The organism is Caulobacter sp. BK020, from assembly GCF_004342605.1.
Classification (GTDB): Bacteria; Pseudomonadota; Alphaproteobacteria; order Caulobacterales; family Caulobacteraceae; genus Caulobacter.
On the sequence record NZ_SLZL01000006.1, the window covers coordinates 60,847 to 79,470 of the forward strand.

General features: G+C 67.6%; 22 protein-coding genes. 7 read left to right on the forward strand and 15 right to left on the reverse strand.

Annotated features, from left to right (window positions below; translation table 11 throughout):
• Nucleotides 1-9: 9 nt before the first annotated feature.
• The 14 genes from der to EV278_RS09165 form a co-directional block, all read right to left on the reverse strand.
• Complete coding sequence (gene der, locus EV278_RS09100; protein ID WP_132089698.1) at nt 10-1,779, reverse strand: ribosome biogenesis GTPase Der; 1,770 nt, start codon at nt 1,777-1,779, stop codon at nt 10-12.
• Between the two features lie 108 nt (nt 1,780-1,887).
• Complete coding sequence (locus tag EV278_RS09105; protein WP_132089701.1) at nt 1,888-3,318, reverse strand: PQQ-like beta-propeller repeat protein; 1,431 nt, start codon at nt 3,316-3,318, stop codon at nt 1,888-1,890.
• Nucleotides 3,315-4,073, reverse strand: a complete 759-nt coding sequence (locus EV278_RS09110; protein WP_132089704.1) for a tetratricopeptide repeat protein — start codon at nt 4,071-4,073, stop codon at nt 3,315-3,317. Before EV278_RS09110 ends, EV278_RS09105 begins: the two co-directional genes overlap by 4 nt.
• Nucleotides 4,074-4,249: 176 nt before the next feature.
• On the reverse strand, nt 4,250-5,077 hold the full coding sequence (gene panB / locus EV278_RS09115; RefSeq protein ID WP_132090172.1) for a 3-methyl-2-oxobutanoate hydroxymethyltransferase: 828 nt from the start codon (nt 5,075-5,077) through the stop codon (nt 4,250-4,252).
• A gap of 90 nt (nt 5,078-5,167) precedes the next feature.
• A complete protein-coding gene (locus tag EV278_RS09120; protein ID WP_132089707.1) occupies nt 5,168-5,545 on the reverse strand; it encodes a hypothetical protein in 378 nt (125 codons plus the stop codon).
• On the reverse strand, nt 5,538-6,125 hold the full coding sequence (locus tag EV278_RS09125; protein ID WP_132089710.1) for an RNA polymerase sigma factor: 588 nt from the start codon (nt 6,123-6,125) through the stop codon (nt 5,538-5,540). Before EV278_RS09125 ends, EV278_RS09120 begins: the two co-directional genes overlap by 8 nt.
• A gap of 31 nt (nt 6,126-6,156) precedes the next feature.
• On the reverse strand, nt 6,157-6,552 hold the full coding sequence (locus EV278_RS09130; protein WP_132089712.1) for a DUF6249 domain-containing protein: 396 nt from the start codon (nt 6,550-6,552) through the stop codon (nt 6,157-6,159).
• Between the two features lie 160 nt (nt 6,553-6,712).
• A complete protein-coding gene (locus EV278_RS09135; RefSeq protein ID WP_132089714.1) occupies nt 6,713-7,012 on the reverse strand; it encodes a hypothetical protein in 300 nt (99 codons plus the stop codon).
• Nucleotides 7,009-7,524: an RNA polymerase sigma factor gene (locus tag EV278_RS09140; RefSeq protein ID WP_132089717.1), complete on the reverse strand. Its 516-nt coding sequence runs from the start codon at nt 7,522-7,524 to the stop codon at nt 7,009-7,011. Before EV278_RS09140 ends, EV278_RS09135 begins: the two co-directional genes overlap by 4 nt.
• Nucleotides 7,524-7,961 (reverse strand): hypothetical protein, encoded by a 438-nt coding sequence (locus tag EV278_RS09145; RefSeq protein ID WP_132089720.1) that lies wholly within the window; start codon nt 7,959-7,961, stop codon nt 7,524-7,526. The genes EV278_RS09140 and EV278_RS09145 overlap by 1 nt, the downstream gene beginning before the upstream one ends.
• A gap of 42 nt (nt 7,962-8,003) precedes the next feature.
• Entirely contained in the window at nt 8,004-8,195 is a 192-nt protein-coding gene (locus tag EV278_RS09150) for a hypothetical protein (RefSeq protein ID WP_132089723.1), read from the reverse strand.
• Nucleotides 8,196-8,242: 47 nt separating this feature from the next.
• Nucleotides 8,243-8,902: an HAD hydrolase-like protein gene (locus tag EV278_RS09155; RefSeq protein ID WP_132089726.1), complete on the reverse strand. Its 660-nt coding sequence runs from the start codon at nt 8,900-8,902 to the stop codon at nt 8,243-8,245.
• Complete coding sequence (locus tag EV278_RS09160; RefSeq protein WP_132089729.1) at nt 8,903-9,259, reverse strand: ArsC family reductase; 357 nt, start codon at nt 9,257-9,259, stop codon at nt 8,903-8,905.
• A 199-nt stretch (nt 9,260-9,458) separates the two neighbouring features.
• On the reverse strand, nt 9,459-9,854 hold the full coding sequence (locus EV278_RS09165; RefSeq protein ID WP_132089732.1) for a DUF983 domain-containing protein: 396 nt from the start codon (nt 9,852-9,854) through the stop codon (nt 9,459-9,461).
• Nucleotides 9,855-9,919: 65 nt separating this feature from the next.
• On the opposite strand from EV278_RS09165, the gene EV278_RS09170 reads away from it, so the two are divergent.
• Nucleotides 9,920-11,302 (forward strand): PLP-dependent aminotransferase family protein, encoded by a 1,383-nt coding sequence (locus EV278_RS09170; RefSeq protein ID WP_243692135.1) that lies wholly within the window; start codon nt 9,920-9,922, stop codon nt 11,300-11,302.
• A gap of 51 nt (nt 11,303-11,353) precedes the next feature.
• On the opposite strand, the gene EV278_RS09175 is transcribed toward EV278_RS09170, so the two are convergent.
• On the reverse strand, nt 11,354-11,959 hold the full coding sequence (locus tag EV278_RS09175; protein ID WP_347812824.1) for a 2'-5' RNA ligase family protein: 606 nt from the start codon (nt 11,957-11,959) through the stop codon (nt 11,354-11,356).
• Between the two features lie 91 nt (nt 11,960-12,050).
• Here EV278_RS09175 and EV278_RS09180 point away from each other — a divergent pair, with 91 nt between their 5' ends.
• From EV278_RS09180 to EV278_RS09205, 6 genes are all read left to right on the forward strand, one after another.
• Nucleotides 12,051-12,488, forward strand: a complete 438-nt coding sequence (locus EV278_RS09180) for a D-Ala-D-Ala carboxypeptidase family metallohydrolase (protein WP_165916577.1) — start codon at nt 12,051-12,053, stop codon at nt 12,486-12,488.
• A 239-nt stretch (nt 12,489-12,727) separates the two neighbouring features.
• On the forward strand, nt 12,728-13,756 hold the full coding sequence (locus tag EV278_RS09185) for a sensor histidine kinase (RefSeq protein WP_165916578.1): 1,029 nt from the start codon (nt 12,728-12,730) through the stop codon (nt 13,754-13,756).
• Between the two features lie 322 nt (nt 13,757-14,078).
• Nucleotides 14,079-15,449 (forward strand): alginate export family protein, encoded by a 1,371-nt coding sequence (locus EV278_RS09190; RefSeq protein ID WP_132089746.1) that lies wholly within the window; start codon nt 14,079-14,081, stop codon nt 15,447-15,449.
• A gap of 21 nt (nt 15,450-15,470) precedes the next feature.
• Complete coding sequence (locus tag EV278_RS09195) at nt 15,471-16,763, forward strand: CmpA/NrtA family ABC transporter substrate-binding protein (RefSeq protein WP_132089749.1); 1,293 nt, start codon at nt 15,471-15,473, stop codon at nt 16,761-16,763.
• A 12-nt stretch (nt 16,764-16,775) separates the two neighbouring features.
• The gene (gene ntrB / locus EV278_RS09200) at nt 16,776-17,666 is read left to right on the forward strand and encodes a nitrate ABC transporter permease (RefSeq protein ID WP_132089752.1); all 891 of its coding nucleotides are present in this window, start codon (nt 16,776-16,778) and stop codon (nt 17,664-17,666) included.
• A 13-nt stretch (nt 17,667-17,679) separates the two neighbouring features.
• Entirely contained in the window at nt 17,680-18,465 is a 786-nt protein-coding gene (locus EV278_RS09205; protein ID WP_132089756.1) for an ABC transporter ATP-binding protein, read from the forward strand.
• The last annotated feature ends 159 nt before the right edge of the window (nt 18,466-18,624 follow it).

Below are 18,624 nucleotides of genomic sequence, written 5' to 3' on the forward strand. Positions count from 1 at the left end.
CGTAGCGGCCTACCGCCCCTTCGGCGGCGCCTTGTTGCCACGCACGGTGCGAGCGCCGGCCACCGGACGACGCGCGGCGGTCTTGGAGCCGGCCGCCTTGCCGCCCGCGGCCTTGAAGCCGACCTTGTAACTGGGCGTGGCCGACTTCTTCTGGGCCCTGGGTCCCTGCTTTTTGACCGACTTGACCGCCGCCTTGCCGGACTCGGCAGCGGGCGCCGCGGCGATTTCGACCGGCTTGGGCGCCTTGGAAGCCTTCGAGGCGGGCTTGCCGGGGCTCTTGGCCGGCGCGGGCAGGCCCGCGGCCTCGGCGACCGCCGCCGCTGCGGCTTCGGCGATGCGAACCGATTTCTTGACGGTGTTGCGCGAGGCGCGGATCCGCTCCTTCTCGCGCTCCTTTCGCTCGAACTCCCGCTTGCCCTTGCCCGAGTGGCCCTTGGCCTCGCCCTCGGCATAGGGGTTGGCGCCCGATTTCAGGGTAATGCGCAGCGGCACGCCGGGCAGGTCGAAGCTTTCGCGCAGGCTGTTGATCAGGTAGCGCCGATACTGTTCGGGCATCTGGTCGGCGCGGCTGGAGAACAGCACGAAGGTCGGCGGGCGGGCCTTGGTCTGGGCCATGTACTTGGGCTTGATGCGCTTGCCGCCAACGCTGGGCGGTGGGTGGCGCTGCATGGCCATCTGCAGCCAGTCGTTCAGGTCGCGGGTCTTGACCTTGGTCGACCAGTCCTTGTGGCTCTTGAGCACGGCCGGCATCAGCCGCTCGACGCCGCGGCCGGTCTCGCCCGACAGGGCGACCACGGGGGCGCCGCGCAGTTGGGGCAGCATGCGCTCGGCGTGTTCGTGGAAGTCCTTCAGAATCTGGCCCGGATCCTCGATCAGGTCCCACTTGGCCAGGACGAAGACCACGCACCGCCCCTCCCGCTCGGCCAGGTCGGCGATCTGCAGGTCCTGGGTCTCAAACGGGTGGGTGGCGTCCATGACCAGCAGCACAACCTCGGCGAAGGTCAGCGAGCGTATGGTGTCCTGGGTCGAGAGCTTCTCCAGCTTCTCGTTGACCTTGGCCTTCTTGCGCAGGCCCGCGGTGTCGACCAGCCGCACCTTGCGTCCGCCCCAGTCCCAGTCGACCGAAATCGAATCGCGGGTAATCCCCGCCTCGGGGCCAGTCAGCAGCCGCTGCTCGCCGATCAGGCGGTTGATCAGGGTCGACTTGCCGGCATTGGGACGGCCGACGATGGCGATCTTGATCGGCTTGTCGTCGTCCAGCTCCTCATGGTCGGTCTGCAGCTCTTCGGGCGCGACGGCCAGCAGGGCCGCATAGAGCTCCGCCATGCCCTCGCCGTGCTCGCCGCTGATCTGAATCGGCTCGCCCAGGCCCAGGACATTGGCCTCGGCTGCGCCGTGGTCGCCGGCCTTGCCCTCGGACTTGTTGGCGGCGACCAGCACCGGCTTGTTCCGCTTGCGCAGGATCTCGGCGAAGATCTTGTCCAGCGGCGTCAGGCCCTCGCGGGCGTCGAAGACCAGCAGGCTGACGTCGGCCTCGTCGATCGCCAGCTCGGTCTGGGCGCGCATCCGCGCCTCCAGGCTCTCGTCGGTGACGTCCTCGAAGCCGGCGGTGTCGATCAACTCCAGGTCCAGGTCGCCCAGGCGGCCGTGCGCGAACCGGCGGTCGCGGGTGACGCCGGGCTGGTCGTCGACCAGGGCCAGCTTGCGGCCGGCCAGACGGTTGAACAGGGTCGACTTGCCCACATTGGGGCGGCCGACGATGGCGAGTTTCAAAGGCATGGGCTGTGATTAGTCGATTTCGGGGACAAAAGCGACAAACCCGGACTGGTGAGGACCAGCCCGGGTTCGCGGTGCTTGAATTGTGGGTCCGGGCGAGCCCGGAGACGCCTAGCGTATGGCGATCAGGTCCGCCTCGTCGGTGGCAAGATAGACCGTGTCGCCCATGGCGATCGGACCCAGCAGGACCGACTGGCCGATCTTCAGGGTTTTCAGGGTCTCGCCGTTCTTGGGGTTCAGCGCCACGGCCTGCCCTTCGCTGGATACAGTGATCAGGCGGTTCGAGGCCAGGATCGGGGTGGACCAGACCACCGGGTGCTTGGCGCGCTTCTTCTTCTGCTTCTTGCTCAGCTTGTCGGTGTTGTTGAGGTCGCGGATCCAATAAACTTGGCCGGCCTCGCGCGAGACACAGATCACCTGGCCGGCCTTGTCCACCACGAAGACCACGTCGCCGGCCGCCCAGGGGCTGGTGATGGCGGTGACCGGCAGGCTCCAGCGGGCCTGACCCGTGCGCAGGTCGGTCGCGGCGAACACGCCCGAATGGCTGACGGCGAAAACGTCGCCCTTGAAGATCACCGGGCGGCCGGCGATGTCGCGGATTTCCGACAGGGCGTTCGTGCGGCTGGCGCGGCTGAGGGCCTCGCTCCACAGGTCGTTGCCGTTGCTGGCGCGCAGGGCGACCAGTTCGCCCGAAGCGAAGCCGGCCACGACCGTGTCGCCGCTCACGGCCGGGCTGCTGGCCGCCAGGATCCGCGCCGGCTCGATCAGGGCCTGGTAGGTCCAGCCTGGCGCGCCATCGGCGGCGTTGAAGCTCAGAAGCTCATTGTCGGTCGAGACCACGAACACCCGGCCGTCGGCGACGGTGGGCGCGGCATGGACCGGCGTGCTGGTCTGCTGACGCCAGGCTTCCGCGCCGGTGGCGGCATCGAGCTGGGCAACGAAACGGAATCCGGACGAGACATAGAGCTTGCCGTTGGCGTAGGCGACGCCGCCGCCGAAGCCCGTGCGATCGGCCGCGCTGCCGCCGATCCCGAAGAAGCCGCGCTTCTTGCCCGGCGCCTTGGCGGGGCGCAGGTCCTTGCGCCAGATCGTCGAACCGCTCTTGGCGTCGATGGCGCTGACGGTGGCCTCGCCGTCCATCACGAAGATCTTGCCGTCGGCGGCCACCGGCGGTGCGGTCACGTGATACTTGCGGTTGGCCTTCTGGCCGAAGCCCTTGCGCCACGCGATGTCGAAATTGGCGGCTGCCGCGACATGCTCGACGGACTGCTCGGCGTTGCCGCCCGGCAGCGGCCAGTCGGCCTGGACGGTCGGCTCGGGCAAGAAGAAGTCGGCGCCCTTCAGCGCCTCGGCCGGCTCGACCTTCTGGTCGAAGGCGATGACCGAGATCCGCTGCCCCTGGGTGGCCAGGGTCTTGTTGGCCTCCTTCTTGTCGAAGGGGTTGAGCTTGGAGATCGTCGAACAGCCCGCCACCGACACCGCGGCGGTCATCATCGCGGTGAGAAGCAGATAGCGCTTGGTCGTCATGGGGCGTCGGCTCATTGGGCGGTATTGGGGGCGACGTCGGCCTGCGGGCCGGTCGGGAGCGAGAGCGCGGCGGACGGCGGCAGGGCCATGGCGGCCTTGACCACGGCCGGCAGGTCCTTGGCCGAGCCGGAATCAATCATGGCCATCGCGCCCCGGGCCCGCTCGCGGATTTCGTCGGACGAATTGTCGAGCGAGCCGGACAGCACCAGGAAGTCGCCGCGCGCGCCGGTCAGGTCGCCAGCCCGCAGCTTGGCGAAGGCTAGCGCTTCCTTCGCTTGCACGCGATAGGGACTCTTCTCGCCCATCAACGGGGTCAGCCTCGCCTCGACGTCCTTGTAAGGAGCCGTGTCGATGAGCGCCAAGGCGGAATTGAGGCCGGCCAGGTCAGCCAGCACCGGATTGGGAGAAAGCTTGGCCGCTTGGTCGAAATAGGCCACCGCCTCGGCGGTTTTGTTCTGCTCCAGGCGGACACCGCCCATCTGCAGCAAGGCCAGGGCCTTATAGACGGGCGTGCCGGTCTTGGAGATCGCCTCAAACGCCGGGAAGGCCGCAACCGGGCCAGACTTCTGGCCGGTGGTCAGGGCCGCCTGGTAGGCTTCCGTGGCCTTGTTGGTCAGGCCTTCCTGGTAGCTGGTCCAGCCCATCCAGCCGCCAACGCCGAGAACCGCCGCCGCCGCCAGCGCGCCCAGCCAGGGCAGCGACTTCAGCGCGAGGGACTTGTAGCGGTCGGAGCGCAGCTGCTCTTCGACCTCGTCAAACACATCGACCACGAACGAGGCTCCGATAGAGGGCGAAACAGCGCCCTGGGCGTCGACGCCGGATCGCTCCGGAATCGACACGCGAAATGAAAACCATGGTGAGCGCACCCACCGAGGCGGCGAACCTATAGCGTGTCCGGGCCAGCCGCAACGGGGCGGAACCGGCGCCTTGGCCCTTCTTCTTGGTCCTAGCCCTTCTTGGCGTAGTAGGTCTCGGCCTCGCCGGGGAAGGTGCGAGCCTTGACGTCGCGGGCGTAGGCGGCGGCGGCGCGCTCGATCTCGCCCTTCAGGTCGGCATAGCGGCGCACGAACTTCGGCGCCCAGTCGAACAGGCCCAGCATGTCGTCGACCACTAGGATCTGGCCGTCGCAGCCGGCCGAGGCGCCGATGCCGATGGTCGGGACCGAAATAGCCGCGGTCACGTCGCGCGCCAAGCCCTCGGCCACGCCCTCGACCACCACGGCGAAAGCCCCGGCCTCAGCCGTGGCGCGGGCCTCCACCAGCACCTTCTGGCGGCCTGCTTCGTCCTTGCCCTTGGCCTTGAAGCCGCCGTCGACCAGCACCGCCTGCGGCCGCAGACCGACATGGCCCATGACCGGAATGCCGCGCTGCACGAGATAGGCGATGGTGGCCGGCACAGTGGGACCGCTCTCAACCTTCACCGCCTGGCAGCCCGTCTCCTTCATGATCCGCACGGCGTTGGCGTAGGCGATCTCGGGCGCGCCTTCGTACGAGCCGAACGGCATGTCGACCACCACCATGGCCTTGCGCGAGCCGCGCATCACCGCCTGACCGTGCAGGATCATCATCTCCAGGGTCACGCCGACGGTGTTGGGCAGGCCGTGGACGACCATCCCCAGCGAGTCGCCGACCAGCAGGAGGTCACAGGCCTCGTCCAGGGTCGCGGCGACCGGCGCAGTGTAGGCCGTCAGACAGACGATGGGTTCGCCGCCCTTGCGCGCGGCGATGTCGGGGGCCGCCAGGCGACGGACCTTCTCTTCACGATGAGCGGACAGGATCGGCACTCCAGCGAAAAACGCCTGCCGTTTTCCGCCAGATCGTTCGGCGCCGCAACATTATCGGTGAAAAGCCTGGCCGAACGCCGACTAGACCTCGTCCACCAGCCGGGTCACGGCGAAGGCCAGCGCCAGGATGGCCAGGGCCGCGCCCACCCAGAGGGTCTCGGAACCGCCCAGACTGAACAGCTGATCGTAGCGGTGGGTCAGCTTGTCCACGCCCAGGTTCAGCTGGTCCGCGCCCTCCTTCGACATCTGCGCGAACTCATTGGCGAACCGCGCCCCGACCAACTGGACGGCGGCGGCCACCCCGGCCACCACGCCGGTCGCGCCGATCAGCACCCGGCGCAGCGCCCAGCCGCGATCCAGCTTCTCGGTCACCTGCTGGGCGAACAGCTCGGCGTCGCGAAACACCGGGGCCTGGCCATAGAGGCGCGCCAGCTGGTTTTCGAAATCCTGCTCAGCCATGGCTTTCCCTCCTCGCGGAGTCGTTCGATACGCTTTCGGATGGCGCGGCCATCCGGACTCTGAGTTTATCCAGACCACGTTTGACATGGGATTTGACCGTCCCAAGGGGGATGTTCAAGGCCTCGGCCGCCTCGGCGTGCGACCAGTCGGCCCCATAGCAAAGCGAAACGCACAGGCGCTCGGCCCTGGACAGATGCCTAAGCGCCTCGTCCAGATCCAGGCGATCGGCGCTGGCGGCCGAGCCGTCCGGTCCCGACGGCGCTTCTTCCTCGGGAGCCTCGGTCAGCACAAAGCGCGCCTCCCGCTTGACCTTGCGCAGATAGAGCCGCGCCGCGGTCTTCTTGATCCAGCCCGCGAAGGCTCCCTCCCCACGATAGTCGGCGATCTGCTCGTAGCCGACCAGGAACGCGTCCTGGGCGACATCGTCGGCGGTGGCCGGATCGGCCCCCAGCCGGCGCAGCAGGCCCCGCACGGCCGAGCCGTGACGGCGCACCAGCTCGCCGAAGGCCCGCCGGTCGCCGGCCGCCGCCAGCGAGGCCAGTTCGACGTCATGGCCGGTAGGTGGGCGTTCAGTGCCCATGAGCTTGGTCCCCTCTCCCCCTTATCCGCGCTTAAACTTCCGGCGGGTTCTTGTTGGGGTTGAAGAAGCTGAGGATGATGAAGGCGATGCCGATCATGCCGGGGATCGTCGCCGAGCCCGCCACTGCGAACATCGCTTCGTCCTCAATCATGCCCAGTGCGGCGCCCAGAAGACCCATGCCGACGGACACCGCCAGCAGGATCACGCCGATTCGTAGGTCACGGTGCGCCGACGACACCTTCTTCGGCTGAACATCCTTCGACAGCGCCTCGATCAGTTCGGGCGGCAGGGCTTGGCCCTTTTCGATGGCCGCACGGACTGTCTGCTGCATTTCACGGCGCTCGCGGTTTTTCAGCCAGGCCGGCACGATGACGATGGCTGCGACCATCAGGAACGGCGAAAGCGGAACCAGAATTCCCAAGTCCATGACCTAAGTCCCCTCGAATGCTTGGCGGGAGCGTGCCGCCCTCGCCTTCTGTAGGTAAGAGACCTGGGCCATGGCGATTGGAGGCGCCGGGTCGAATGAAACTTTCGTAAGGTTGGAGCCTTTCGAAAACTTCGGCCGAACGCCGGGCGAAATCCGCCGTCTAGCGCCGCATCGAGATTCGGCCGCCGAGTACGGCCGCGGCGGCGGCCAGGGTCAGGATCCCGGCGGCGGGCAGCAGGACGGGCGCCAGGGTCTGGACCGCCAGGTTCAGCACCGGCGCGCAGGTCCACAGCACCGCGCCCGCGGCCAGGGCGGTCACGGCGGTCGAAGCCAGCTTCAGCTGCAGTTCCCGCCGCGCCACCCGCTGCATCACTTCGGCGACGAACGCCGCGTCCACCGCCGGCCGCGCCGGAGCGGCGTCGGCGGACAGGAAGGCGGCCAGGCGATCTTCGGGGCTCATGACGGGTCTCCCAATACGGCCAACAGTCTCTCACGTCCGCGGTTCACATGCGACTTCACGGTGCCCAACGGCAGGTTCAGGGTTTCCGCCGCCTCGCCGTGCGACCAGCCTTGGCCGAGGCACAGGATGACGCAAGCCCGCTGGTCCGGCGGCAAACCGGCCAACGCCGCCTCCAGCGCCAGGCGATCGGCCGGGTCGGCTTCGCGCGACGCCTCCGCCGCCTGCTCTTCGCGCCAGGCTTCGTCGCGACGAGCCGCTCGCCGGGCAGCTCGCCCCTGGTCCAGCGCCTTGCGCCAGGCAATCCCGAACAACCAGGCGCGGAAGCCCTCGTCGTCGCGTAGCCGGTCCAGACTGGACCAAGCCGCCAGAAAAGCTTCCTGGGCGATATCGTCGGCGTCGCTGAAGCCGCTCTTGCGCAGGAATCCGCGCAGGGCCCGCTCGTGCGTCGCCACGAGCCGGGCGAAGGCGGATTGGGATCCGTCCCGCGCCGCCCGAACGAGCGGTCCGTCCATCAGACCTTGGGCCCACGATCCACCAGCATCCCCACCGCCGCCGACACAGCTAAGGCGGCCATGACGAAGGACACGATCACGAAGGCCGGTCCGGCTTCATAGAGGTCGGTGACCGCCGCATAGGTGAAGCCGGCGCAGAGGCAGGCGAACAGCGCGACCCGTGACCAGGTACGCTGGCGGCGGAAGCGGCGATAGTGGCGGCGGCGCGGACGCTCGTCGCCGTCGTCCGCGTCATCCAGGTCGTCGCCGTCGTTCCAGCGCCTGTTGAGCTTGGCCAAAAGCTCCGGCGGCGGCTCGCGCCCGGACTGCGCGTAGGTCTTGATCAGGTCCAGCGTGTCGCGGTTGGCCCGATAGGACAGCCAGCTCTGATAGGCGCCGAACACGAACCAGCTCAGCGGAAAGATCAGCCACCAGAACTGTCGAAACATATCTTCCATGGTCTTGGTCTCCAGAGGCGCATGGAGCGCCTCGAACGATCATCAGTAGGAGCAGCGGACGTTCAGGCGCGCCAGCAGCGCCGGCGGCGGCTCGCGGCCAGCTTCGGCGTAGGACTGCAGCAACGCCAGGGCGTCGCGGCGGGCGCGATAGGCCAGCCAGGTCCGGAACCCGCCGAACGCCATCCAGCCGAGGGGAAACACCAGCCACCAATAGGAGCGGAACAGCTCGTCCATCGGTCTCAATCTCCAGATCGGCGCGACCTTCGCGCCGTTTCTGAAGACTAGTCGGCGCCGACCCGCGGATTGGATGCGGCGACCCGGGAAATAATTTCGTCCATGGCCGCGAACATCATGGTTGGGCCGTGGTCGGCCAGGGCGCGCCGGGTGGCGTAGCCCCATTCGACGGCCCCGCAAGCAAGGCCCGCCTCGCGCGCCGCCTCGATGTCCCGAGTTTCGTCGCCGATGCACAGCACCCGATCCTTGGAGATGCGCGCGGCCTTGACCACGGCCCTGAACTTGGCGGCCTTGCCGAAGATCGCCGCCCCGCAGCCGTAATGATCGACGAGGGCGGCCAGGTCAGGCCCCAGGATCGAGCGGATGGTGGCTTCGGAATTGGAGCTGACGATGGCCAGGCGCAAACCGGCCGCCGAGAGGGCCCGCAGCAGGTCGCCGGTGCCGGAGAACAGCGGGATGGCGTGAGCCTCGGCCGCCATCATCTTCTTGCCGTGGGCGGCGACCAGCGGGACCTTCCACAGCGGCAGTCCGAGATAGTCGATGATCTCGCGGCTGGAGCGGCCGCGCAGCATGGCGATCTCGTCCTCGGTGACCGCCTTGAACTTGAAGCGTTCGGCTAGAGGCCTGACGGCGCGGATGGCCCAGGCCGTGCTGTCGGCCAGCGTGCCGTCGAAGTCGAAAATGACCAGATCGATCTGGGCGTCCATTCAGCCCCCTGAACCCATGGCGCGACCATACACGTCAGGCTTGAATCCGACCAGCAGTTGATCGCCCGTCTCAAGAACCGGCCGCTTGATCATCGAAGGGTTGGCCAGCATCAGCGCGATGGCCTTGGCCTCGTCGATCCCCTGCTTGTCGGCGTCCGGCAGCTTGCGGAAGGTCGTTCCGGTCCTGTTGAGCAAGGTTTCCCACCCCACGGCCCGGCTCCAGAGTTCCAGGCGCCGAAGGTCAATGCCCGCCGTTTTGTAGTCGTGGAAGTCGTAGGCGACGCCATGACCTTCCAGCCAGTCCCGCGCCTTCTTCATCGTGTCGCAGGCCTTGATGCCGTAGATCGTGGTGGTCACGCCTGATTACTCCGTTCGCGTCAGATTCTCGGAGGATCAGCGTAGAGTTCGTGGGCCTTCGGGCAAACGGAAAAAGCCGGTGCGACGCTCTGCCTATCCGTGGAGGTCAAACTAAATCGCAGGCTTATGTAGTCGCTGGCAAAAGGCGTGGAAGGATGACCGAACAGTCGGACCTCCGCTCGCCACGTCGCCTCCGGCCCTATCGTTTCTGCACGCTGGAAGCCCCGCCTTCGCTGGCGTTGTGGATATATTGTTCAGCGACCAGCCAAGCTTTTACCGGCCGCAGCGTGCCCAGACAGCCGATCAGCAAGGCTGGAAACACGGTCGCGAACTGCGCCCAGAGCGGCGGGCTCCAGGCGATCACCGCCCAGGCCCAGACCGCGATCACCAGGATGCCCACGCCCGTCATGACGAAGAAGGCCGGGCCGTCCGCCGGATCGGCGAAGCCGTAGTCCAGCCCGCAACGATCACAGCGTTTGGCCAGACGTAGGAAGCCGGCGAACAGCTTGCCCTCGCCACAGCGGGGGCAACGACAAAGCAGGCCGGCCTGCAAGCTTGTCGGGCTGTCGAAATGGGTGATGAGGGGCCGTTCCATACAATGCGAACCTTATTGCATACATTTCATGGGAAATGTATGTATCGCGCCATGGAAAAGCAACCATGACCCGGGACCGGCCCACGACCGCCTGGTTGCGACACGTCCGCGCGGACAATGGCCGCCCGATCTATCTGGCGCTGGTCGAGGCCCTTGAAACGGCGGTGCGCGAGGGCGAGTTGCAGGCGGGCGATCAATTGCCGCCCCAGCGCGCCGTGGCCGCTCAGCTGGGTGTCGACTTCACCACCATCACCCGCGCCTATGGCGCCGCTCGGGACCGAGGCCTTGTCGAGGGCGCGGCAGGGCGCGGCACCTTCGTGCGTCGTCGCGTCCTCGACGACGAGGCCGGCCTCGTAGACCTGAGCATGAACCTGCCGCCGCCGCCGCAGGGCGTGTCGCTGGCGGCGCTCCTCAAGGAGACGACCGCAGCGATCCTCGACCGCACGGACGTGGCGACCCTGATGGCCTATCACGCCGGCCAGGGCGCGCCAGGACAGCGGGGCGCAGGCGCCGCCTGGCTGGCGCCTGCCCTGGGCCCGATCGGACCCGAGCGGATCGTGGTCAGCCCAGGGGCGCAGTCGGCCCTGGCGGCGATTCTCACCATGGTGGCCAAGCCTGGCGCCGGTCTCATGGTCGAGCCCCTGACCTATCCCGGCGTCATCGCCTTGGCGACGCGGCTGGGCCTGCGCCTGATCCCCTGCCCCGTGGATGCCGAAGGCTTCCTGCCCGAGGTCCTGGCCCGGCTCTGCGCCGAGCGAAGGCCCGCGGCCGTCTATCTGGTCCCGACCACCCGCAACCCGGTCGCCACGACCATGGGCTTGGCGCGGCGTCGCGAGATCGCCGCCGCTATCGGCGCCGGCGACGCCTGTCTGATCGAGGACGATCCCTACAGTCGCCTGTTCGACAGCCCCCTGCCCGCCCTCGCCTCATTGGCGCCGGAGCGGACCTTCCACATCGCCACCCTGTCCAAGACCCTGTCGCCGGGGCTGCGCACCGCCTTCGTGGCGACGCCGACCGCCGCGATGGCCCAGCAGGTGGCCGACGCGCTGCACGCCACGGCCCTGATGGGATCGCCCCTCGCCACGGCCGTCGCCATTCGCTGGATTCGGGACGGAACCGCCGAGCGGATCCTGGCCGGCGTGCGGCGCGAAGCTCGACTGCGCCGCGTCGTCGCCGCCGAGGCCCTGCCCCATGCCCAGGGCGACGCCGAGGGACTCCACGTCTGGCTGGACCTGCCGCCCGGCCTGGACGCTACCGGGTTTCGCGCCCTGGCGGCCGCGCGCGGCCTGGCCCTCGTCGCGTCGGACGCCTTCGCCACCACCCCTGACGCGCCCGCCGGACTGCGCATCTCGCTGGGCGGTCCGGCCAAGGCGTCGATGCTGCGCCAGGCGCTGAGCCATGTCGCGACCCTGCTGGAACCGTCTGACGCGACAGGGCCCGGAGCCTGAGTTCAGGTCAAAGGGGACGGCTGGACCCTGCGTCAGACGGCGCTACCGTGCCTAGCGCAATGTCCATCGCGCCAGTGGGACATGTTCGGTCCGCCCCAGCAGGCTGTGGACGAGGGTGAAGCCGCCGACGGTCCATCGGATGGGCGGAAGCGGCTGCTCGGCGACCAATCGCCTGTCGTAGAGCATCGTCACGTGAGGCGTGAACGTCTTGTCCACCCATTTGCCGAGCCCGGCGCGCGCCATGGCCAGACCGAGGTCGCGCTGGAAGCCCTTCAGGGCTTCGAGGCCCTCGCCGCCCTGCAGAACGAATGGATTGTTGCCGCCGTTGTGGAAGCTGGCGGCGCGGTCAAAGACGACCTCGAACGGCGCCGCTGTCATCGCCTCGGCGGCTTGGTTGGCCATCGCCACGATGTCGCGCCGCACGCCGGCATGATCGCCCAGGTGATGCAGGGTGATATGAAAGCGTTGGGGCGCCAGCGGCCGGCCGCTCAGTTGGTGCGAGGCGCGTAATGTATTGGCGTGACGGGCGATGCTGGCCGCGGTCTCCACATCGGGAAAGATCGCGAAGAACAGTCGATCGGTGACTGGCGGCGCGTCGAAGAGGGAGAACTGGTTGGACACCGACATATCCTGCCCAGATTCCAGCGCCTGCGCCACGGACCCTTCCAGCAGTTGTCCAAGCCTCAAAATTCCCGCTTGGATTGCGACAACGAGGCGCTACTCTTCTACGACATCCGGAGGGGCGGCCATGAAACTCAGCGCGCATTTCTCGCTTGAGGAATTCATCATCTCCACCAAGGCCCTGTCGATGGGCGTCAGGAACGACCCGACCCCGGCGCATCTGGAGAACCTCAAACACCTGGCCGAGCGCATGGAAGCCGTTCGCGCGCTGTTCAACCGGCCGATCGAGATCACCAGCGCTTATCGCAACCCCCAGGTCAACGCCGCGGTCGGCGGCGTGCCGACCTCGGCCCACGCCCTGGGTCACGCCGCCGATTTCCACGTCGACGGCCTGCACGACCTGGAGGTCGCCAAAAGCGTCCGCGACAGTGGATTGAAGTTCGATCAGCTGATCTACGAAAAGAGCCGCTGCGTGCACATCAGCTTCGATCCCAGGCTGCGCCGCCAGGTGATGCGCCAGCCCGGCGGCCCGGGGTCCACAGTCTATAACGGCCTGGAGCCTTAGCGTCCCTTCCGTAGCGAAGCCCCGATGGATGGAAACCGAAGGTCTCGCCCACCGCGACCGGCTCCGCCGCCACGCCGGCCGTCGGCGCCTGGAAATATAAGTTTGGAACCTAGCCCGCGAGGATGAAGTATGCGGGGGTTTGTCGCGCTCTTTGACACCGCGAATCCTGGAATAGCGCGACAGCGCGTCACGAACCATCGGAACACAAGGCCGCCACCCAAATGCACACGGCTCACGAGATGAGCGAATGGCCCACCTCTGGCTTGCACGAAGCCATCCTCGACACCGTCACCGCGAACGTGGCGATCCTGAACGCAAAGGGTGAGATCGTCGCGGTGAACGACGCCTGGGCGCATTTCGCCGCGTTCAACGCGCCGCCGCTGGAAAACCATGGGCTGGGCCTGAACTACGTCGCGTACTGCGACAGCCTGGGCGGGTCCGAGGCTTCCGAAGCGGCTGCTGGCCTCCGCGGCCTGCTCACGGGCGACCCAGGGCCCTTCCGCTACGAGTACCAGATGGACCTGGCCAGCGGCCCGCTGTGGGCCAGGATGATCGCCACGCGCATCTCCAGCAACGGCCAGACCCTGGTGATCGTGGCTCAGGAGGACATCACCGTTCAGCGCCACGCCCAGGCAGCCCTTGGACGCGCCACCGCCGCGCTGCTCCATGCCGAGGACGACGAGCGCCGGCGAATCGCACGCGAGCTTCACGACGGAACGGCCCAGTACCTCACCGGCGCCAAGCTGATGCTGGGCGCGATGAAGGTCGAAGGCCGCGCCGAGAAGATCCGGGTCGAGATCGAGGCCTTGCTGGTCAACGCCTTGGAGGAGATCCGCAGCCTTTCCTACGTCATGCACCCTCCAGCCCTGGAAGAGACGGGCCTTGGCCCAGCGATCCGGCAGATGGCGGAAGGGTTCGCGCGGCGGACGGGACTGTCGCTGCAGATCGATATCGCCGACGACTTTCCGAAGATGGCGCGGCCGACCGAAGTGGCGCTGTATCGCGTCGCTCAGGAGGCGCTGGCCAATGTGCATCGCCATTCCGGCAGCCCGCGCGCCGCGATCGGTCTGCGTCTGGCCGGCGAAATGGTGCTGTTGTCGATCCGCGATTACGGCGTGGGCCTGCCGGACGCCGCCGCCGCGACCTCGGGCGTGGGCTTGGCGGGCATGCGTCTACGGCTGGAATTCGTGAACGGCCACGTTTCCCTGACCAGCGCCTTTCCCGGCGTTCTGGTCGAAGCCTGGGCGCCATTCCAGCCCAAGGACTAGGTGGCCCTTCGTCGCGCGACCGGCCGGCCCCGCCCCGCCAAACGCGCGAAATCCGAGCAGCGCCGCCATCGCCCGTGCACTGCTGCTGTGCAAATCGCCCCGTTTTCATGCTGCGATGCGACATAGTGCAGTTTCGGATTGCCGCGCCGGTCGGCCGGCTCCCTCCTAGTCTCAACACGCGGGACAACGACGTTCCGCGATGGCCCGAGAGGGCCGCCCGGCGGCGATGCAGCCGCGTGGTACCGTTTGGACAACGACGTCCGGAGTGATCGCGAAAGCGGTCCCACCGGGCGTTTTTTTTTGGCCTTCTGGGGGATAGATCATGCCAAGCCTGCGAAAAATGCTGCTTTGCAGCACGACTTTCTGCGCCTTGATTCTGGGGGGCGCAGCCCATGCACAGTCAGCACCGGAGCCCATTGCGACCCCTGACGAAGAGCCGCTCGCAGCCGCCGAACCGCCGCCTCCCCCGCCGCCGCCGCCAACCTTCAGCGACCAGGTCGCCGCCGGAAAACTGATTCTGGAAGTCCGGGCGCGCTACGAGAGCGTCGACCAGACCAAGACCGCCACCCTGAAGGACGACGCCTCGGCCTTCACGATCCGCACCCGCCTGGGCTGGGAGACCGCCGAGTTCCACGGCGTGAAGGGCCTGATCGAGTTCGAGGACGTCCGCCAGGCCGGACCCGAGCACTACGCCGTCAACGTCCCGGGCGCCGCCACGCCCCCGCTGAACGGCGCCGACAAGGCCCGATATCCGATCGTCAACGACCCGGACGTCACCGAACTCAACCGCGCCCAGCTGACCTGGACGCCCAGCGCCGCCCTGCAGGTGGTCGCCGGTCGCCAGCGCATCCTGCTCGACGATCAACGCTTCGTCGGCAATGTCGGCTGGCGCCAGGACGAGCAGACGTTCGACGCTCTCCGCACCGATGTCGCCTACGGCCGTTTCAAGGCGACCTACGCCTACATCTCGCACGTGAACCGCATCCTGGGCGAACTGCGCGACTGGGACAGCGACAGCCACCTGCTGAACGCCACCTGGTCGTCGGCCGAGGCCCTGCGCCTTCAAGGCTTCGTCTACGCGCTGGACTTCGGCAATTCGGCGGTCAATTCGTCGCTGACCAAGGGCGTCAAGGCCTCAGGCAAAACCTGGGTCGGCCTCTACCAGCTGGCCTACAACGCCACCTACGCCAAGCAGTCCGACTACCACCACAACACCCCCAACTTCGACCTGGCCTATTTCGGCGGCGACATCGCCGGGACCTTCGACATCTACACCGTCAAGGCCAGCTACGAGTCGCTGGAAGGCGACGGAACCCGCGGCTTCACCACGCCCCTGGCCACCGTCCACGCCTTCCAGGGCTGGGCCGACGCCTTCGTCTCGCCGGGCGGCAACAAGAGCTTCGTCGACGGGATCGAGGACGCCAATCTGAGCTTCAACGCCAAGCCCCGGTTCAAGCGGACCTACTTCTTCAACACCGACATCCTGGTCCGCTACCACGACTTCAACGACCAGCGAACCGGCGCGGACCTTGGTCACGAATGGGACGTCGCCTTCGCCGCGGCCATCACGCCCAAGCTGTCGATCCAGCTGAAGTACGCCGACTTCCAGCGCGAAACGATCGTGCCCGCGGGCACGGCGACGCCGCCGGCCTCGCGAACCAAGGCCTGGTTCACCCTCGAATACAAACTCTGACCTCCAGCGGGATTTGAGATCATGACCAAGACCCCTAAGACCGCCCCTGAGGCCGGCCTCACCCGCCGCCACGCCCTTGTCGGCGCGGCCGCCACAGTCGCCGCCGCCAAGGCCCTGTTCCCGGCCGGCGCTCACGCGGCCGGGGCCGGGCCTGAAGTGGCCAAGGCCCGCCTGGGCTTCATCGCCCTGACCGACTCCGCGCCGGTGATCATCGCCAAGGAGCGGGGCCTGTTCGCCAAGTATGGCCTGCCTGACATCGAGGTGGTCAAGCAGGCCTCCTGGGCCGCCACCCGCGACAACCTGGTGCTCGGTTCGGAGCGCGGGGGCATCGACGGCGCCCACATCCTGTCGCCCATGCCCTATCTGATGACCACGGGCGCAATCACCGGCGGCGCGCCGACGCCGATGTACATCCTGGCCCGCCTCAACACCAACGGCCAGGCCATCTCGGTCGGCAACGACCTTAAGGCGGTCAAGGTCGGGCTCAACAGCGCCGGCGCCAAGGCCAAGTTCCAGCAGCTGAAGGCGGCCGGCAACATCGCCAAGGTCGCCATGACGTTCCGGGGCGGCACCCACGATCTGTGGGTTCGCTACTGGCTGGCGGCCGGCGGCATCAATCCAGAGACCGACGTCGCCACCATCGTCATCCCGCCGCCGCAGATGGTGGCCAACATGAAGGCCGGCACCCAGGACGCCTTCTGCGTGGGCGAGCCGTGGAACGGCCAGCTGGTCAACCAGCGTGTCGGTTACACGGCCTGCCTGACCTCCGAACTATGGATGAACCACCCCGAGAAGGCCCTGGGCATGCGCGCCGCCTGGGTGGACAAGTATCCGCGCGCCGCTCAGGCCATCACCGCCGCCGTCCAGGAGGCGCAGCTTTGGTGCGACAAGGCTTCCAACCTACCGGCCATGTGCTCGATCGTCTCGGGCCGGCAGTACGTCAACGTGCCGATGAGCGACATCCTGCCCCGCCTGCAGGGCACGGTGGACTATGGCGACGGCCGCACGCTGAAGAACTCGCCGCACCACATGAAGTTCTGGGCCGACAACGCCAGCTTCCCGTTCAAGTCGCACGACCTGTGGTTCCTGACCGAGGACATCCGCTGGGGCGTGCTGCCCCAGAAGACCAACACCAAGGCGCTGGTCGACAAGGTCAATCGTTCGGACATCTGGCGCGCGGCGGCCAAGACCATCGGCCAGACTGGCCCGGCCGGTGACAGCCGCGGCGTCGAGCGGTTCTTCGACGGCAAGGTGTTCGACCCGGCCAATCCGGGCGCGTACCTGGCCAGCCAGCCGATCAAGAAGCTGGTCTAGGGAGACGTGCGCATGACCTTCCCCAAGCCCTCCTTCTCGCCGGCCGAGCCCGTGGCGGCGCCGGTGATCGAACCGCCGGCCCCCGCGCCTCGCGCCTCGCACGGATCGGAGATCGTCCGCCGGGCGGGCGCGACGGCGGCGGCGGTGCTTCCGCCGCTGCTGACCGTCCTGGCGATCCTGGGTCTCTGGCAGGCGGCGATCGGCGACTCGTACGGCGGGCTGCCGTCGCCGGTCCAGGTGTGGACCGAGTCCAAGGACCTGATCCTCAACCCGTTCTTCGATCACGGCGGGGTCGACAAGGGCCTGTTCTGGCACGTCCTGACCAGCCTCAAGCGGGTCGGGGTCGGGTTCTCGATCTCGGCGGTCTGCGGGGTGATGCTGGGGGTGCTGATCGGCTCCAACCGCTGGGCGCACCGGGGGTTGGACCCGATCTTCCAAGTGCTGCGCACCGTGCCGCCCCTGGCTTGGTTGCCGATCTCGCTGGCCGCTTTCCGCGAGGCCCAGCCCTCGGCCCTGTTCGTGATCTTCATCACCTCGATCTGGCCGATCATCATCAACACAGCCGTCGGCGTGCGCAACATTCCGGCCGACTACGTGAATGTCGCCAAGGTGCTGCGGCTGTCGCCGGTCGAATACTTTTTCAAGATCCTGTTGCCAGCCACCACGCCTTACATCTTTACCGGTCTGCGCATCGGCGTCGGCATGAGCTGGCTGGCCATCGTCGCTTCCGAGATGCTGCTGGGCGGCGTCGGCGTCGGGTTCTTCATCTGGGACCAGTACAACGCCTCGCGCATCTCCGACATCATCGTGGCCCTGGCCTGGGTCGGACTGACCGGCTTCTTCCTCGATCGCCTGGTGGCCCTGCTGGGTCACGTCATCTCGCGCGGCAACGCGGCCAGCTAGGAGACATCGCATCATGGCCAAGGCCTATCTCTCCATCGAAGGCGTCGGCGTCACCTTCGCCAAGGGCGCCGCCCGCTCCGAGGTGCTCACCGGCGTCGATCTGAAGGTCGACAAGGGCGAGTTCGTCTCGATAATCGGCCACTCGGGCTGCGGCAAGTCCACCTTGCTGAACGTGGTCGCCGGCCTTGTGCCGGTGACGACCGGCGCGGTGATCCTGGACAAGCAGGAGGTCAACGCCCCGGGGCCAGACCGGGCGGTGGTGTTCCAGAACCACTCGCTACTGCCCTGGCTGTCGGTGCGTGAGAACGTCTCGCTGGCGGTCGACAAGGTGTTCGGCAAGACCAAAACCGCCGCCGAGCGCCGCGACTGGACGCAGCACAATCTGGAGCTGGTCAAGATGACCCACGCCCTGGACAAGCGCCCCTCGGAAATCTCCGGCGGCATGAAGCAACGCGTCGGCATCGCCCGCGCCCTGGCCATGGAGCCCAAGGTCCTGCTGCTGGACGAGCCGTTCGGCGCCCTGGACGCCCTGACGCGCGCCCACCTGCAGGACAGCGTCATGGAGATCCACGCCAGTCTCAACAACACGGTGCTGATGGTTACCCACGACGTCGACGAGGCCGCCCTGCTGTCGGACCGCATCGTGATGATGACCAACGGCCCGCGCGCCGCCATCGGCCAGGTGCTCGAGGTGGATCTGCCGCGCCCCCGCGATCGTCTCGCCGTCGCCGAGGATCCGACCTACATCCATGCCCGGGCGGCGGTGATCGAGTTCCTCTACGCCCGGCGCGCGGCCTGAACGAGGCCGACCAGGACCGCAGGTGAATTCCGGCGAGACCCGCCTGCGCTATCGTGGGTTGCGCGCGACCACAGTTGAGATACGACTATCGGTCTCGTAGTTCAGCTCGGGGAGCGCCTTGGCCGAACCCTCGCCAGCAGGAACCCAGGGATCGGACGC